The 17,094-nt window shown below is 38.8% G+C and carries 14 protein-coding genes; 6 read left to right on the top strand and 8 right to left on the bottom strand.

Annotated elements, in window-relative coordinates:
• Positions 1-5: 5 nt before the first annotated feature.
• Entirely contained in the window at positions 6-1,523 is a 1,518-nt protein-coding gene (locus tag QT16_RS05080) for a S10 family peptidase (RefSeq protein ID WP_039486776.1), read from the bottom strand.
• Positions 1,524-1,888: 365 nt separating this feature from the next.
• Between QT16_RS05080 and QT16_RS05085 the strand changes: the two genes are divergently transcribed.
• From QT16_RS05085 to mrcB, 4 genes are all read left to right on the top strand, one after another.
• Positions 1,889-3,112, top strand: a complete 1,224-nt coding sequence (locus QT16_RS05085) for a diguanylate cyclase domain-containing protein (protein WP_002958922.1) — start codon at positions 1,889-1,891, stop codon at positions 3,110-3,112.
• A 211-nt stretch (positions 3,113-3,323) separates the two neighbouring features.
• Entirely contained in the window at positions 3,324-3,662 is a 339-nt protein-coding gene (locus tag QT16_RS05090; protein ID WP_004587162.1) for a P-II family nitrogen regulator, read from the top strand.
• A 9-nt stretch (positions 3,663-3,671) separates the two neighbouring features.
• Entirely contained in the window at positions 3,672-4,901 is a 1,230-nt protein-coding gene (locus tag QT16_RS05095) for an ammonium transporter AmtB (protein WP_024596272.1), read from the top strand.
• A 150-nt stretch (positions 4,902-5,051) separates the two neighbouring features.
• Positions 5,052-7,394 (top strand): penicillin-binding protein 1B, encoded by a 2,343-nt coding sequence (mrcB, locus tag QT16_RS05100; RefSeq protein ID WP_039486782.1) that lies wholly within the window; start codon positions 5,052-5,054, stop codon positions 7,392-7,394.
• Positions 7,395-7,459: 65 nt separating this feature from the next.
• Here mrcB and QT16_RS05105 read toward each other — a convergent pair whose 3' ends face one another.
• The 5 genes from QT16_RS05105 to QT16_RS05125 all read right to left on the bottom strand — a co-directional run bounded on the left by QT16_RS05105 (position 7,460) and on the right by QT16_RS05125 (position 14,059).
• Positions 7,460-9,301 (bottom strand): methyl-accepting chemotaxis protein, encoded by a 1,842-nt coding sequence (locus QT16_RS05105; RefSeq protein WP_039486784.1) that lies wholly within the window; start codon positions 9,299-9,301, stop codon positions 7,460-7,462.
• A gap of 180 nt (positions 9,302-9,481) precedes the next feature.
• Positions 9,482-10,762 carry a glutamate-1-semialdehyde 2,1-aminomutase gene (gene hemL / locus QT16_RS05110; protein ID WP_024596268.1) on the bottom strand — a complete coding sequence of 427 codons (1,281 nt, stop codon included), beginning with the start codon at positions 10,760-10,762 and terminating at the stop codon, positions 9,482-9,484.
• Between the two features lie 33 nt (positions 10,763-10,795).
• Entirely contained in the window at positions 10,796-11,812 is a 1,017-nt protein-coding gene (locus QT16_RS05115; protein WP_002958914.1) for an aspartate carbamoyltransferase, read from the bottom strand.
• Between the two features lie 114 nt (positions 11,813-11,926).
• A complete protein-coding gene (locus QT16_RS05120) occupies positions 11,927-12,361 on the bottom strand; it encodes a CopD family protein (RefSeq protein WP_039486788.1) in 435 nt (144 codons plus the stop codon).
• Positions 12,362-12,376: 15 nt separating this feature from the next.
• A complete protein-coding gene (locus QT16_RS05125) occupies positions 12,377-14,059 on the bottom strand; it encodes a chloride channel protein (protein ID WP_039486790.1) in 1,683 nt (560 codons plus the stop codon).
• A gap of 321 nt (positions 14,060-14,380) precedes the next feature.
• On the opposite strand from QT16_RS05125, the gene erpA reads away from it, so the two are divergent.
• On the top strand, positions 14,381-14,719 hold the full coding sequence (erpA, locus tag QT16_RS05130; RefSeq protein ID WP_002958911.1) for an iron-sulfur cluster insertion protein ErpA: 339 nt from the start codon (positions 14,381-14,383) through the stop codon (positions 14,717-14,719).
• A 49-nt stretch (positions 14,720-14,768) separates the two neighbouring features.
• On the opposite strand, the gene QT16_RS05135 is transcribed toward erpA, so the two are convergent.
• Positions 14,769-14,957, bottom strand: coding sequence for a hypothetical protein (locus tag QT16_RS05135; protein ID WP_024596569.1), 189 nt, complete (start codon positions 14,955-14,957; stop codon positions 14,769-14,771).
• A 446-nt stretch (positions 14,958-15,403) separates the two neighbouring features.
• Between QT16_RS05135 and QT16_RS05140 the strand changes: the two genes are divergently transcribed.
• A complete protein-coding gene (locus tag QT16_RS05140; protein ID WP_002958908.1) occupies positions 15,404-15,643 on the top strand; it encodes a helix-turn-helix domain-containing protein in 240 nt (79 codons plus the stop codon).
• A 70-nt stretch (positions 15,644-15,713) separates the two neighbouring features.
• Here the strand turns inward: QT16_RS05140 and QT16_RS05145 are convergent, their stop codons facing one another.
• Positions 15,714-17,093, bottom strand: coding sequence for an AmpG family muropeptide MFS transporter (locus QT16_RS05145; RefSeq protein WP_002958907.1), 1,380 nt, complete (start codon positions 17,091-17,093; stop codon positions 15,714-15,716).
• Position 17,094: the final 1 nt, after the last annotated feature.

Here is a 17,094-nt window from a genome sequence, read left to right on the forward strand (position 1 = left end):
GTATTTTAGTATTTAGCCGCTTGCCCTTTTTTGGGTAAAGCGTGCTGTATAAAGTCACGTAAATCGTTATTAGAGCTTTCTAAATCAGCGTGGCGAAGGTACATCATGTGTCCGCTTCTGTAGCCTTTAAAGCTCAAACGGTCTTTCATTTTACCGCTTGGGTCTAATTGCCATAACGTATATTTAGCGTCAAAGTAATTGGTTGCGCCATCAAAGTATCCTGATTGGATCATCACGTTTAAGTAAGGGTTTTGCGCCATTGCTAAACGTAGATTTTCGCCTGTATTATTACCGGTTCTATCCCATGGATGGACATTACCAAATAAGTTATATTTTACATCAGTTTTATAGTTTAACTCTTCACGTAAGTAGTGATTAATTGCAGGAGTGAAAGAGTGTAACCAAGAGGTAAGTTCAGCCCAGTAGTCTGGGGATTCACCTGCGTCGCGTTTATCTATTCCTAAATAACGAGAATCTAAGCGACCCACAGTTTGACCACGTTCACGTAGTAGCTCTTTCCAGAAAAACTGAGTTGGAATATCTAAGTTATTTTGCTCAACAAATTTTTCTGATAAGCCTGCGTAGTGCGCCATTTTTGTAATTATGCGTCGCTTTTCATCAGCATTAATAAAACCACCTTTAGCAAGCGCAGGGATTAACTCGTTTACAGTAAACTCTTCAACTTCAGGTAATAACTCATCAAGATCTTTAGCTTGTAAATCGGTGTTAAGTGCTTTGTGATACCAAGCAGTCGCTGCAAAGTAAGGTAGGCGGTTAGCGGCTTTAATCGGACCGTCGCGCTTAATACCAATATCGGTAGGTGATACGAGAACAACACCGTTTATGTACATCCACTGACTGTTTTGAAGCTCATGAGCGAGTCCAGATACACGTGTTGTACCGTAGCTTTCACCAATTAAAAATTTAGGCGAGCGCCAGCGCTGGGCTCTATTTACAAAAGTATTTAACCACTCAGCAAGGTATTTAATATCGGCATTAACACCAAAAAATAGCTCTTTTTGTTTTGCTTTAGAAGGCAGTTCGCCTTTTTCGTTTTCAAGTACGCGAGAATAGCCTGTATTTACTGGGTTTACGTAAACAATATCGGCAATATCAAGTACGGAATATGGATTGTCTTTTACGCCGTAAGGTTGAATTGGATAGCCTTCGTCATCAATTTTTAATACGCGAGGGCCAGTATAAGCAAGATGCATCCATACAGAAGCCGAACCTGGCCCGCCATTAAATGAAATAAGTAATGGGCGAGTTGTTCTGTCGTCAACTTTGTCACGTGTGTAGTAGGTGTATTGTAGTGTAGCAACCGCGTCGCCTTTATCATCCCATACAGGTTGTGTGCCTGTAGCTACGGTATAACTAAAACGCTGGCCATTAATTTTAGCCTTATGTTGGGTAACTACTTTGCTGTCTACATCAATACGACGTTGGTTATCGGCAAGCGTGCTTGTACTAATTATTAATGCAATAACGGTTATCGGTAAACTGATAATACGACTAAGCTTCATTAGGTGTCCTTATTATTGTTGATACATCATTAAAGATAAAAATGAGTTAAATAACAAAAGTATTGAGACTAGTGGCCGATAATACTGGTTAAGTAAGGTATTAATACATTGAAAGACGCGTATTAATCGCTTTTATAGTTATTTTGGATTTACTTTCTTTATTTAGTTAATTGCAAAATTCAGGTATATTGCGGCCTACTTGTATTGGTTTTTTATACAGGCTATCACCAAAAAAATCTAACGGATTACGCTTTCAAGCACAATAAGTGCACTTTACACCGGATGTTTATGACTAATGCTATTGCAGTAATAGCGTTGTATTTGTCGTTTTGTGGTAAAACTAATTAAAGGTAAAGAGAAGCTTTATGCAAAGAGTATTAGTGGTTGAAGACAGTAAAGTAGTGCAGCAGGTACTTCGCCACTTAACTGCACAATACCTTGATGTGGCAATCGATTTTGCTTGGTCTTTAGCTGAATGTGCCACTTACGTAGAAAAATATGACTACACGCTTGCGTTAGTTGATTTAACCTTGCCAGATGCTCCTCACGGTGAAGTCGCAAAATATACTTTATCTAAAAAGATTCCTACGGTTGTTTTAACCTCAAAAATAGATGAGTACAAGCGCCAACAGATGCTTGAATTAGGTGTAGTTGATTATGTTATTAAAGATAATCGCGACTCTTACCATTACGCCGTTAAACTCGTTGCGCAATTGCTAAGAAACCAAGGTTGTAAAGCATTAGTAGCAGATGATTCATTACTGAGCCGCTCGTTAATGAAGCAAATGCTTGAAAAGCAGTTGTTTGATGTGACAGATGCCCACGATGGACAACAAGCACTCGAAATATTAAAAGCTAATCCTGATATAAAGCTACTTATGACAGACTACGCTATGCCTTCTATGGATGGCTTTGAGCTTGTAAAAGCGGTACGTAACTTTAGAGGCCGAGACGACTTAGCAATTATTGGCTTGTCGGGCGCTGGGAAACATGGGCTATCAGCGCGATTTATTAAATATGGCGCCAATGATTTTTTAACAAAGCCATTTATGAATGAGGAGTTTCATTGTCGAGTACTTCAAACAATGGAGCAACTATCGTTAATTTCAGATATTAAAGAAAGCGCGCATAGGGATCATTTAACAGGGCTTCATAATCGACGCTATTTTTATCAATATGCAGAAAAGCTCCTTAAAAGTAAAAACCAGAAAAATACTCTCGCATTGTTAGATATCGATTTTTTCAAAAATATTAACGATACATTAGGCCATGAGGGTGGCGATCAGGCTTTAAAGCAGGTTGGTTCATTAATCCGTACTACGTTTTCAAAGTTTACAGTTGCACGGGTTGGTGGAGAAGAGTTTGCCATAATATTACCTGAGATAGAGCTTGAACGTGGTCGTGAATACTTTGAAGCATTTAGAAAAAAGCTGGCTAGTTACGATTTTTCTATCAGCGATAAATCAATTAAAATTACTACAAGTATAGGTTTGGCAGACTTTCAAGATACTAGCTTAACGCAGGCAATGCGTGTTGCTGACAAAGCATTATACGAAGCTAAAAACCAAGGTAGAAACTGCGTGGTATAACTCTGTTGTATAAAGCTAAGCATGCAATTAATATATTGTACGCACCAATGTAGATAACTTGTTAAATTAACGCACCTAATTGGTGCGTTTTTTTTGTTATTTAGTTTCTGTTTTTCACTAACTTATTGTTTTAAAAAATATAAAAATAGTGGCACAAAGGTTGGATTGTTTAACCCAACAGGATAACAATAAAGAGTCCGAGGGGGCCGCTATGAAAATGATTAGTGCAATCATAAAACCATTTAAATTAGACGACGTGCGTGAAGCACTCGCTGATTTAGGAATTGAGGGGATGACAGTAGTTGATGTTAAAGGTTTTGGACGTCAACGAGGTCATACTGAGTTATATCGTGGTGCAGAATACCAAGTAGATTTTATTCCTAAGATCAAACTTGAAATTGCAACTCGTACTGAAAATTGTCAACGCGTTGTTGAAGCAATTACTAAAATTGCATCAACAGGTAAAATCGGTGACGGGAAAATTTTCGTGTACGACTTAGATCAAATTGTTCGTATCCGTACTGGCGAACTTGACGAAGAAGCAATTTAAGGGGGTCTCATGGAAAATACAATAATAGAACTAAAGTTTTCACTCGATACCTTCTATTTTTTAATATCAGGTATATTAGTAATGTGGATGGCAGCAGGTTTTGCCATGTTAGAAGCGGGCTTAGTTCGCTCTAAAAACACAGCTGAAATTTTAACTAAAAATGTCGCGCTGTATTCAATTGCATGTACGATGTTTTTATTAGTTGGCTACAACATTATGTATGTAGACAATGCCGAAGGTGGTTTTATTCCTTCAATAGGCGCTTTAATTGGCACACAGGCTGCTGATGCTGACCATTCTTTAGAATCTGACTTTTTCTTCCAAGTAGTATTTGTTGCAACGGCTATGTCGATTGTATCGGGTGCAGTTGCTGAGCGTATGAAGCTATGGGCTTTCCTTGGCTTTGCTGTAGTACTAACTGGTTTTATTTACCCTATTGAAGGTTACTGGACATGGGGTGGTGGTTTCTTATCTGAAATGGGCTTTGTAGATTTTGCAGGTTCTGCAATTGTACATGGAGCAGGTGCAGCTGCTGCACTAGCTGGTGTATTAATCCTAGGTGCTCGTAAAGGCAAATATGGTAAAAACGGTGAAATATACCCAATTCCAGGTTCAAACTTACCACTTGCTACACTAGGTACATTTATTTTATGGATGGGTTGGTTTGGCTTTAACGGTGGTTCTCAATTACTACTTTCGGATAAAGAAAACGCAACTGCGGTAGGTCAAATATTACTTAATACTAATGCAGCTGCTGCAATGGGTGCTATTGCTGCACTGTTTGTATGTAAGATACTTTGGGGCAAATCAGATTTAACCATGGTATTAAACGGTGCATTAGCAGGTTTAGTTGTAATTACTGCAGACCCACTTTCACCTTCTCCATTAATGGCATGTTTACTAGGTTTACTTGGTGGCTCATTAGTTGTGTTTAGCATTATAGCACTTGATAAAGTTAAGATTGACGATCCAGTAGGTGCTATCTCTGTACACGGTGTGTGTGGTGCATTAGGTATTATGTTAGTACCACTAACCAATGGTGATGCAAGCTTTGTTAATCAGTTAATTGGTTTAGTGTGTATTCTTGCCTTTGTATTTGTAGCATCATTTATTGTTTGGACTGTGCTTAACAAAACAATGGGTATACGAGTAACTGAAGAGGAAGAACTAAACGGTATGGATCAACACGATTGTGGTATTGAAGCCTACCCAGAGTTTGTTTCTGTTCGAAATAGCTAATAGTTTATTTAAATAATAGTGTGTTTACACAAAGCCCTACTTCAGTAGGGCTTTTTTTGTTTCAGGGGGGGTTAACTTTTCGGATGTTAGGATATGCCCAATATGCTAAGCTCACACTCGTGAATAACCCTTGGAATAAATTACACTTAAATGGCCGACAATAAAAAAACACCTACCAGCAAACCTGCAGCTAAACGTGCAAGTAAATCGTCAAGCACGACAAAAAAAAGCACATCAAAGGGCAGTAAAAAAACAGTTAAGCCCACTGTAAAACGCTCTTTTATGAGAAAAACATGGTCAGTGTTTTGGAAATTCAGCTTGGCTGTTTTTATTGCAATGGCAATGTATTTCATTTATCTAGATTCAAAAACAACACGTATATTTGAAGGTAATAAATGGCAACTTCCAGCGCAAGTGTATGCTCGTTCTATGGAGTTTTATCCGGGGCAATTTTTATCAAGCCAAGAAGTTGTGTTTGAGTTAGAGCGTCTACATTATTCATCTGTTAATAGATTAAGCAGAACAGGGCAGTTTGTTAAAACAGCAGATAGCATCAAGATTTATCGCCGTGATTTTGAATTTTATGATGGCCTTGAAGAATCACATATTATTGAACTTCGTTTTGCAGGGCAAAAAGTTGCGACCATTAAAGATAAGTTCGGCAGGCGTTTAAACTCTGCTCGCCTAGAACCTGTGCAAATAGCGCGAATTGGCAACGATTCTAAACAAGATAGAGAATTTGTACCGCTAGATAAGTTCCCAGCCATGCTTAAAGATACGCTACTGGTGGTTGAAGACCGTGATTTTTATGATCACCATGGTGTGTCGGTGTTTTCTATTTTACGTGCGCTTTATTCAAATATTAAAGCGGGACGCACCGTTCAAGGTGGCAGTACGCTTACTCAGCAATTAGCTAAAAATATTTACCTCACGCGTGAGCGTTCTTTAGTACGAAAAATAAATGAGGCCTTTATTGCCCTTATTTTAGATTATCGCTATTCAAAAGATCAGATATTAGAAGCTTACTTAAATGAGGTATACCTAGGGCAATCATACAACCAAGGCATCCATGGTATGGGGCTTGCCTCTGACTTTTACTTTTCAAAGCCTGTAGACGAGCTTGAGTACGACCAAATTGCTCTGCTGGTGGCAATGGTTAAAGGCCCATCTTATTACAACCCACGTCGTTATAAAGAGCGCACAATGGAGCGCAGGGACTTAGTGCTGCGTCTAATGGTCGAAAATAAGTTACTTAGCACAAAAGAGTACCGTGCATCGCTTAATCGCCCAATTGATATTGCGCCAATGAAAGCCAGTTTACAAAAATCATACCCAGGCTATTTAGAGCTAGTAAACAGAGAATTAAATGAATTATTACCAGATCAGCAAACACTTGATGCAGGTGTAAGAGTATTTACTTATTTTGATTTGCAAAAGCAAACAGCAATGGAAGAGTCTATTGAAAAGAGTTTACCGTACTTGGAAAATCGCCCTAGAACTGAAAAACTAGAAGCAGCCATGATCTCTGTTAATGTAGAAAAAGGCGGTGTTTCTGCACTTATTGCTGGTCGCGATGTTCGCTATTCAGGATTTAACCGTGTTTTAGACACAAAACGTAATATAGGCTCGCTTGTAAAACCTGCCGTGTATTTAACCGCACTGCAATTGCCACATTATAATTTAGCTACTTTGCTTGATGACTCGCCAGTACAGGTCACAAATGAGCAAGGTAAAGTATGGCAACCAGAAAATTTTGACCACCAATACCGTGGTGCAATCCCTCTTTATAAAGCATTTAGTAACAGTATAAATATCCCAGCGGTTAATTTAGGCCTTGATGTAGGTGTTGATAAAGTAGTAAATACATTAAAAGGTTTAGGTGCAACAGGGGCGATAGACGAATACCCATCGCTGCTTTTAGGAGCTGTTGAAATGTCGAGTTTTGAAGTGGCTCAGCTTTATACAACAATTGCTGCAGATGGCGAATATAAAAAGCTCACTGCAATTTCGGCATTAACTGACTCGGTTGGTAAAGTACTTTATAAGCATAAAGTAAATGCAGAGCCTCGTTTTGATAAATCTGCAATGTATATGACCAAATACGCGATGAAACGCGTAACGAAAGATGGCACTGCTAAACGCTTAAATTTACACTTTCCGTCAATCCAGCTCGCTGGTAAAACAGGGACCAGTAACGATTTACGTGATAGTTGGTTTGCAGGCTTTGATCAAAATACAGTGACTGTTGCGTGGCTTGGTCGAGATGACAACAAAAGCACTGGCTTAACAGGCAGCGTAGGCGCATTAGAAGCGTATATTCGTTACTTAAAGCCGCTTAACCCACAAGCAATAGCAGATACTCGTCCACCATCAATTCGCTGGGCATTTGTAAATGAGCAAACGGGTAAGCAGGCACCACCAGGATGTGGCAAGGTGATTCAGCTACCGCTTAGAGCGAGTGAGTTCGAGCCAAGACCGCAATGCATACGTTAATTTAAGATTACTTTAAACAACAAAGCCGCTTATTTAGCGGCTTTGTTGTAAGTTGTAGTTAACGCTTAAGATTTAAAAAACTGCATTGATTTGGTTAAATCATTAGATAAGCGACTTAATTGCTGTGCATCTTGTAGCGTTGATTGAGCCGATGTTAGCGTTTGATCTGCTAAATTACTCACTTCTTGCGAATCATTTAATGCTTGTGTTGTTGCATTTGATTGCTGTTTAACACGCTCTGCAATTACTTCACCTTGATGTTTAATATCGCCCATACTTTGCTCTGCACTTTGCAATACTTCATTGGTTTGATTGGCTGCTTTTACTGATTGCTCCATTTTTTCAACACTTGAGCGCATTTTTTGCTGGGTGTCGTCAGATGCTTGTTGTAAAGAGCTAATAATTTGATGTATTTCTTGGGTTTGTGTTTGTGTACGCTGAGCAAGTGTTCTTACCTCATCAGCTACAACGGCAAATCCACGGCCATGCTCGCCGGCTCGCGCGGCTTCAATAGCGGCATTAAGTGCAAGCAAGTTTGTTTGATCGGCTATTTCACTGATCCCTTTACTTACTTTGCTAATTTCTTGGCTATCTTGTGCTAGCTTATCGAGCGCTTGTTGGCTCTCTGCAAATTCAATTTGAAGGTCTTGCATATATTTAGCAAGCTCCATTGTATTGTCTGAACCTTGTTTCACATGAGCTGCAGCATCTTGCGCGGTAAGCGTAGCTTGATGCGCAGACTCTTCAACTGCAAGTGCGTTTTGAGCCATATCGCTTAGTGCATTATAAATGGCATTGACTCGAATTTGCTGTTTTGAAACATCATTGCTTGTTTGGCTGCTCGCATGTGATAGCGATTTAGTTGCATCGCATAACTCTTCTGTACTTGCTTTAACATCAAATAATAAATGTGAAAATGCGTTAAGTAGTGCGTTGTAGCGCGATGCAATAATTCCCATTTCATCATTAGTGCTCGAATCGATAGTTGCATTTAAGTCGCCATTCGCGGCTCTATTCGCGGCATCAGCAAAGCGATTAATGGTATCAACAACTGCAAAATAAAAACCAATCATCAAATAAAATGCAAATAGCAAACTAATCAATGAAGCAGCTAAAACAAGATTTCGTGTCCACTGTTGAGTTTGTAGTTTTGCCTCTATAAGGCTCTCAAGTGTTGGAATGCTCTTACTAACAAGTTGATTAATACTACTGTGAACGTTGTTTGTTAGCTTAGTGAACTCTGCTTGAGTTAATAGAATATCGTCTGGTTCAAGTAGTTTTTCATCTATCGCTTTTTTAAATGCATCCACAGCACTGTGTAAATTATTTAACGAAGGCATAAGCGCTTTGTTTACTGATTTATCTGCATTGGTGGCTACATTGAGTATTTTATCGAGTTGTTTTTCGTATAAAGGAAGTGACTTACTAAAATTTGAAAGTGCTATAAACGTATCGGGCGTAAAACGGTTACTAGCCAAAACAGTATTAGCACTTTGCGCTGTTGAGTTTATTTGCATTATAAGTGCAGGAATTGGCGTGACTAAAGAGCGGTTTACATAAGCGCTTGCTAATTGACTGTCTAAGGCTAGATTTGATTGAATAGAAACAAGTTCAAGTACTTCATTTGCTTGAGTGTCTTTTATGTTAAAGCCGAGTGAACGAGCTATTTTTATATTTTGATTCGTATCTCCCTGCATTTGATTTGAAAGTATAGATCTGTAGCCTTTTAAGCCTTGCTGCTGCATTTTTGAAACAGTAATACTTTCACTTAATAACGAGACTAAAAAAAACAAACTAAGTGCTAGAGGAACGAGTAAAATTCCAAACATTAAGCTGATTTTAGTTTTGTATTTTAAGTTTGCCATTAGCTGGATAGCGGGAAAAGAAAATTGGCGTAATCCTGACATAAGGCTCTCTTGTATTTTTTGTAATTAGGGTAAAGGTGAATAGACCTTGTTATGCTTAATTATCATTCATTTATAGTACATTACAAATAAAAAAAGCCCTTTCGGGCTTTTTTCAATCTTTAGTCTTAATTACATACTTAAAAACAAGTGGTTACAAATGTATAAATAGTAATTTTTAGCTTAAAGTTTAGCAAACGAGCGTTCCGCCGCCGCTATTGTGTCTTTTACTTCTTGCTCAGTATGTGCAGCACATACAAAACCAGCCTCAAATGCTGATGGGGCAAGGTAAACGCCTTCTTCAAGCATAAGGTGGAAAAAACGTTTGAAGCGCTCTAGGTCACACTCAGTTGCTTGCTTATATGTTGTTACTTTTTCAGCATCAGTAAAAAAGAATCCATACATGCCGCCCGCATAGTTAGTTGTTAGCGCAACACCGGCTTTTTTAGCACCAGCTTCAAAGCCTTCACAAATTGCTTTTGAAATAGCTTCTAACTTATCGTGAAGGCCAGGCTCACTTAATAGCTCAAGTGATTTTAAACCTGCAGCCATTGCAATAGGGTTACCAGAAAGAGTACCTGCTTGGTAAACTGGTCCTACAGGCGCAATGTAATCCATTATTTCAGTTTTACCACCAAACGCGCCAACTGGCATGCCGCCGCCAATTACTTTACCTAAACACGTAAGATCTGGTTTAATGTTGTAATAAGCTTGTGCACCGCCAAGTGCAACACGAAAGCCTGTCATTACTTCATCAAAAATAAGTACTGATTTATATTCGTCACATACATCACGCAAACCTTCTAAAAAGCCAGGCACTGGTGGAATACAGTTCATATTACCGGCTACTGGCTCTACAATAATACAGGCAATTTCGTCTGCGTATTTTGCAAAAATAGCTTTTACTTCATCTAGATTATTAAACGAAACTGTAAGTGTATGCTTAGCAAAGTCTTCAGGAATACCTGGAGAATTAGGTACACCCATTGTTAGTGCACCAGAGCCTGCCTTAACTAATAACGAGTCAGCGTGACCGTGGTAACAACCTTCAAATTTTAATATTTTATCGCGACCGGTAAAGCCACGTGCTAAACGAATTGCACTCATTGTCGCTTCAGTGCCTGAGCTAACCATGCGTACTTTTTCGATTGATGGAACTAGCTCTTTTACTTTTTCAGCCATTAATATTTCGGCTTCAGTTGGTGCGCCATAGCTAAGGCCATTTTCTACAGCTTCGTGTACGGCTTGTTTAATTGCAGGGTGGTTATGGCCCATGATCATAGGCCCCCAAGAGCCAACATAATCAATGTAACGATTACCGTCGGCATCAAATGTAAACGCGCCTTCTGCTTTTGTAATGAATAGTGGCGTACCGCCTACACCATTAAAAGCACGAACTGGTGAGTTTACGCCACCAGGAATAGAAGCTTGGGCGCGTTCAAATAAGTCTTGGCTAATTGTCATGAAAAATCCTATAAATTGTCACTTAAAAGGGGGTTAGCTGTCGCGTTTGCGGCTAAACCAAGGTACGTCTACTTCATACTTATCGACTTTGTTTTCTACGCCGAGTGTTAAAGCAAACAGTGCCATACGAATTAATACGCCATTTTGTACCTGGCGAAATATTGCTAAATTGTCGTTACTGTTTAAGTCGTTATCAAGCTCGTTGGCTTCTAAGCGACTATCACGTGGAAGAGGATGCATTAATACAGAGTTAGGCTTACAGTGAGCGCTGTAGATAGATTGGCTAATCCTAAAGCCGCCACGGTATTTATTTGCTTCTTCTTGCGAAGGAAAACGCTCTTCTTGAATACGTGTTTGGTAAACAATATCGGCTGCTAAATTACCTTCCATCTTATTTACTAGCTCAATTTTATGGCCCGCATTTTCTACTGCATCTAAAATGCTTGTTGGCATTTGTAAGCCGTCAGGCGCGACCATCGAAAACTTTACGTTTTTATAATGGCACAATAGTTTAGATAAAGAATGCACTGTGCGGCCATACTTTAAATCGCCCACAAGCGCTATATGCATACCATCAATATTTTGACCAAAACGATGTAATTCGCGCTCAATGGTTAATAAGTCAAGCAATGCTTGAGTAGGGTGCTCATTTGGGCCGTCGCCGCCATTAATAACGGGTACAGTACAGCCGTCAGCAAATTCACTAACTGAGCCTGCATCAGGATGGCGCATAGCAACAGCGTCAGCATAAGCTGAAATAACGCGGGCGGTATCGTAAAGAGACTCACCCTTAGCAAGGGCTGAACTTTGCATACCTGTAGTTTCACGTACGCCACCGCCAAGTAAATTAAAGGCGGTGCCAAAGCTAACTCGTGTACGAGTGCTTGGTTCAAAAAACAAATTAGCTAAAATAGCGCCTTCTAGCACCGTAGTTTGCTTTTGCTTTTTAGCATAAGGCTCCATTTTTTTTGCTACTGCAAAAATACGTTCAATGCAGTCTCTGTCTAGCTGATTTACAGACAGTATATGCTCACCTTGGAAACTTAACATAGGGTTATTCCTAATCAATCAAATGGGCGCGATAATCCATAAATGGAGCACGCAATCGCGCGTGTTATAGCAAGTATTGTAAATTGCAGCGCAGTTTAACATGCACCGAAACGCTTATAAATTAGGTTTTATTACCGCAAGCGCCACTATGATGAGCAACGCAATAACTGGGAGCTCGTTAAAAATACGATAAAAGCGGTCTGTCTTAGTGTTGCGGTCATGTTTAAAGTCATTTAATAACTTAAAACAGTAGCCGTGGTATATATATAATATGATCACCAGCACTAGTTTATAGTGCAACCACATACTGTATCTAAACCAATCACGACCATATTCAACAATGGTTAATACACCAAATACAGCGGTTAATACAGCAAATGGGGTAACGAAATAAAGTAGTCTGCGCTCCATAACTTTTAACATAGAGTTGCATGATCTTTCCTCGCTCATAGCGTGATATACAAATAATCGAGGCAAGTAAAAAATACCGGCAAACCACGCAATCATAAAAAATATGTGGAATGTTTTATAAATCAATAATGCGCTCATAATAGTCCTTATTGTTTAAAGTAAGCTGTTACGAATGGTTAAAATATGATGAATTTGATCCCAGCGTAATAGCCCCATAATTTGTTGATTATCTAAAAGGTTATAAACGTAAAGCGCGCCACTTCTTTTATCTTTTAGGATATCGAAAGCATCGGCTAGGGTGGCCTGACTACTGATGCCCTGCAAGCTAATATAATTTATATTTATTGTTTCATTAGACATTAGCGTTAAATCGTATTCAGCGAGACGATAGCCATTTTCTTCGTCAAAAACAATTAACGGAGTTTGGCTATCCATGGCATCTAATGTGCTTTTTATTTGCACTTTATCGTCTGAATAAAGCAATTTAAAGTCTTCATCCATATCATCCATTATCCCCACTTTTTGTAATGCTTCGGTAGCGGGAGATACATGGTACGGTAATCCTTGAAAATCTAATTGCTGCAAAAATATGGAGCGATTTCCAAAAAACTGTAATGCTGTTACATAAGCCGTGGTTATAACTATCATCGCAGGAACAATTATTTCAGGTGACGATGTAAGCTCCATGACTGTTGTTAAAGCAGCTAGTGGCGCATGCAATGTGGCGGCCATTAATCCAGCCATACCTAACACGCCATAAGTACCCGCTATATCAGTGCCAGGACTAATAAACTGAGCAAAAAAAGCCATTAATGTACCAATTAATACGCCAAGTCCAATTACTGGACCAATTAAACCGCCCGGAATACCCAAACCGATAGCAAACAATGTAGCAAGTAGTTTAGCGATTAAAATAGTTGTGAGTAGCTTTACGTCATCAGGAGATTCAACCGCGATAGTTATTGCGCTCATACCAGAGCCCATAGCATGAGGTACTGCGTAAGCTATTAAGCTGGCAATGCATCCTGCAATTAATAAACGAGGGAACATACTTAAAGGTTTAAATGTTTTAATAATTAGCATTAAGTTTTGATTAAAGCTAAATGCAATAGCACCCAGCGCCATGCCGCATAATATTAAATAAGGGTAATGCCAACCACTCAATGGCGCTATGGTAATGAGTGCAAGCTCTGAACCTTCACCAAAAACAAACTGTGTGGCCAGTGCGCCAGTAACAGCGGCAAGCATGATAGGTACAAATATGTGTACTTTATATTCACGAAGTACCACTTCCATTACAAAAATAACGGCTGCAAGTGGAGTATTAAACGACGCGGCTATACCTGCCGCTACTCCACAACCACTTAGAGTACGCATGGCATTATGCGGTAAATGTAGCTTATCTGCCAAAATACTCGCCCCCGTTGCGCCCATATGCACGGAAGGCCCTTCTCGGCCAACTGAAAAACCGCTAATGAGAGCAAGTGCGCCACCAACAAATTGATTAACCGTATTGTATAAAGGCATTTGCCCGTAGTGACGTTTAATTCTGTGTATAACGAAGGGGATACCCAAGCGGTAATGTTTAAACCCAGTAAAGGCAGCAAACGTGGCTATTAGTAATGCAGCAACTAAAGGCATTAGTACACGTTCAAGTGTTGGTAGGGTAGTAAAGTCGTCAGGTGTTTCTAAAAATAAGCTTTGGAAAAACAAAATGGTTAAGCGAAATAAAATAATAAAAAATGCAGCAATTAATCCGGCAACTACGCCTAATAAGCATAATTGTACAGATGTTTTAGGTTTTGCCAGCCGACGCCTGAGTTGCTCAAGCCACATGCATAATTCCTCGCTGTATTCTTCATCAGCATTTTAGCAAAAGAGTTTAGCTAAGTCCTTGTGATTTTGAAATTTTCGTAACTTATATTAACAATTTGCAATGAAGATTAAGACCTATTGCCTATAACTAAAATATTTAATGAGTTTATAGCGTATAAAGGTCGCTTTTAGTTTGCTTAAGTATTATTTTAGCTAGTTAATGTTTGGCCACTTTTTTATTAATTTATAGATATAACTTAGAGGAAAGAGTTGTTTTACTATACTTGATTAAAACACTCGGGTATTAGATAATCACGCCATTGCGATATTGAGGGTTTTAAAATGTCTGAAGAATTACCAATTAAGTTCAGCGATGCAGCTGCTGTTCGTGTTAAACAGTTAATCGACGAAGAAGAAAACCCAGACTTAAAACTGCGTGTTTATGTAACAGGCGGTGGTTGTTCTGGTTTTCAATATGGTTTTACTTTTGATGAAAAAGCGAATCCTGGCGATTTAGAAATTGTAAAAAATGGTGTAACACTCGTTATTGATCCAATGAGCATTCAATATTTGGTTGATGGTGAGGTTGATTACACTGAAGGATTAGAAGGCGCACGCTTTTTTGTATCTAATCCAAATGCAACAACAACTTGTGGTTGTGGTGCAAGCTTTAGCGTTTAACAGCCAAACGCTAAATAGAATAAAGCCGCTTTTGCGGCTTTTTTAATGCCTACAAATCAGTTGGTGCGTATTCGGTAATTTGCATTATCAATACAAAAAAGCCGAGCACAAAGGCTGAAAACGCTAAAATATACATAAAGCCTTTTTTACCTTGTTTAATTGGTACGCCGTTGTGGCGCAAAAAAAAGTACCAACCTAAACACAACACGATAGGTAATAAAAAAAGAAGTCTGAACATTACTTGGCCTTTTTAGTGCAAATTATTGCTTAATAATAAACGTGTAACATTAAAAAGGAACAAATATGTTATAAATATTTTTAAGCTGTTTTATGAAGGTAATATTATTTTTTTAATATTTTCTGATAACTTAGGTTAAATATTCAGTGTTTATAAATGTTCGTTCAGGTTGATTTTGTACCGAGTATGTAATTAATTATTTAACCAAAGTGTTAATAGTATATAATGTATCCAAGAATGAGACGGGCAAAATTTCATTCTCAATAAAAACAAATCTTTACCATATTATTAGCGTAGTTTTTAGCTGTGTTGGTGGAGTGAGTAGCAACACATGCTTTATTAAGCAATAGCTTGCTATTGAAAGTATGACTGCTTACCTGCCTACGGCTATTGATGGAAACTACTGCTTTAATGGGTACGTCAAATCATCTAGTAGGAGATGTAAAATGATGGGCAAAACAGTTTCTTCTGAAGAAAATGCAAAGCTAACAAAGTGGCTTAAAACTAAGCGCCATGAAAAGGGTCATACAATGCGAAGCCTAGCACAAGTGCTTGGAACGCCTCATTCGTTTATCGGCAAGATTGAAAATCAAGAACGCCGCTTAGATGTAATTGAGTTTGTTCGCTATTGTACAGCTCTAGAAGTTGATCCACATGAAGCACTTAGCTTGCTAAAAGTAGATTAACTCAATAATTGCTTAGTACACTTTAAGGGGCACTTGATAGTGCTAAGCAATATGTTAATGCAGGGATGCATTAAATATTTTTGTGGTAATTTTTCTCAAGCTCATACAACTTATGCCTAATCAGATATAAAAATATCAACGAAGGTAAAACCATTAAGGCTGTTAAAATAAAGAACAGCGACCAATTTCCCATTAACCAATCATCAATTACTACACCACTGTAGCTTGAAAGCAATGTTCGTCCTAAATTCCCTAATGACGCCAGTAATGCATAGTGCGTTGCACTAAATGCTCTATCGCATAACATCGATATAAAGGCCACCATAGCGACCAACGACCACGCTTGCGTAAAGCCATCAATAACAATAGCAAAGGCATACAGCCTTAGGTCAGGGCCAACTAAAGCAATCCACGAAAAGGCTAAGTTTGAAGCAGCCATTGCAATACCACTTACAAATAAACCCTTAACAATGCCATATTTTTGATTAAATAAACTGCCAACAAAGGTAAATATGATTGTAAGTACCGCTGTACCTACCTTCGAAAATGTAGCTATATCGCTATTGCTAAAACCAATTTCTTTATAAAACACAATCGACATGCGCCCTAAAAACGCTTCGCCTATTTTAAATAAGAAAATAAACGCAAGTAATGCTAGTGCTGTTTTAACGCCATTTTTAGTAAAAAAAGCTCTAAAGGGATCAATAACGGTTACCGCAAGCCACGCAACAGTTTTTGTTAAAGGAGTTTGTTTTGTAGAGGACAGTTTTTCAAGGTACACACGCTCAAGTTCAGCATGTACTGCTTCGCGGTTGGTTTCGGGCTCTTTTGCAAACAGTGCTCCACTCATTAACAGCAGCATTACGGCAGCTAAAAAGTAATAAATTTGTGGCCAGTCGAGCGAGGGTATATCGGCCATGTAAAATGGAATGGCGCCTAAAAGTGCATAACCTGTCCACCAACCCGAAGTTGCCATTGCGGCTGCAGCGGTTGCTTTGTGTGATTCGCTTTCGCTTAGGGTGTCTATTCTAAAGGCATCAATAGCAATGTCTTGAGTAGCCGAAGCAATGGCGATTAATAAACAAATCGCAGCAACAATTGCCAAATTAGCTTTTAAATCAAGCCCTGCTAATAGCAAGGTGCCAATAAAAATAAAACTTTGGCAAAATAGTATCCAACTGCGACGTTGGCCTAGCCATTTATATAAAATAGGAAGTTTTGTACGGTCAATGAGTGGCGACCACAAAAAGTTTATGCTGTAAGCGCCAAATACAATGCCAAATAGGCCTATCATACTGCGACTTAGCCCTTCATCTTTTAGCCAAGCAGACATAACAGAGCCAATTAAAACCCACGGAAAACCGCTACTCATACCAAATATGAAAATGTGGATTAAGCGTTTGTCTTTAAAGTAAGAAAAATATTCGCTAATAGAGAGAGATTTGCTCATA

The organism is Pseudoalteromonas distincta (assembly GCF_000814675.1).
GTDB lineage: Bacteria > Pseudomonadota > Gammaproteobacteria > Enterobacterales > Alteromonadaceae > Pseudoalteromonas > Pseudoalteromonas distincta.

Bases quoted from the DNA above. Each gene is read 5' to 3' on its own strand.
- QT16_RS05095 (WP_024596272.1), top strand. From the start codon at position 3,672: ATGGAAAATACAATAATAGAACTAAAGTTTTCACTCGATACCTTCTAT.
- QT16_RS05135 (WP_024596569.1), bottom strand. From the start codon at position 14,957: ATGTTCAGACTTCTTTTTTTATTACCTATCGTGTTGTGTTTAGGTTGG.
- QT16_RS05085 (WP_002958922.1), top strand. From the start codon at position 1,889: ATGCAAAGAGTATTAGTGGTTGAAGACAGTAAAGTAGTGCAGCAGGTA.
- QT16_RS05125 (WP_039486790.1), bottom strand. From the start codon at position 14,059: ATGTGGCTTGAGCAACTCAGGCGTCGGCTGGCAAAACCTAAAACATCT.
- QT16_RS05115 (WP_002958914.1), bottom strand. From the start codon at position 11,812: ATGTTAAGTTTCCAAGGTGAGCATATACTGTCTGTAAATCAGCTAGAC.
- mrcB (WP_039486782.1), top strand. From the start codon at position 5,052: ATGGCCGACAATAAAAAAACACCTACCAGCAAACCTGCAGCTAAACGT.
- QT16_RS05105 (WP_039486784.1), bottom strand. From the start codon at position 9,301: ATGTCAGGATTACGCCAATTTTCTTTTCCCGCTATCCAGCTAATGGCA.
- QT16_RS05140 (WP_002958908.1), top strand. From the start codon at position 15,404: ATGATGGGCAAAACAGTTTCTTCTGAAGAAAATGCAAAGCTAACAAAG.
- hemL (WP_024596268.1), bottom strand. From the start codon at position 10,762: ATGACAATTAGCCAAGACTTATTTGAACGCGCCCAAGCTTCTATTCCT.
- QT16_RS05120 (WP_039486788.1), bottom strand. From the start codon at position 12,361: ATGAGCGCATTATTGATTTATAAAACATTCCACATATTTTTTATGATT.
- QT16_RS05145 (WP_002958907.1), bottom strand. From the start codon at position 17,093: ATGAGCAAATCTCTCTCTATTAGCGAATATTTTTCTTACTTTAAAGAC.
- QT16_RS05080 (WP_039486776.1), bottom strand. From the start codon at position 1,523: ATGAAGCTTAGTCGTATTATCAGTTTACCGATAACCGTTATTGCATTA.
- erpA (WP_002958911.1), top strand. From the start codon at position 14,381: ATGTCTGAAGAATTACCAATTAAGTTCAGCGATGCAGCTGCTGTTCGT.
- QT16_RS05090 (WP_004587162.1), top strand. From the start codon at position 3,324: ATGAAAATGATTAGTGCAATCATAAAACCATTTAAATTAGACGACGTG.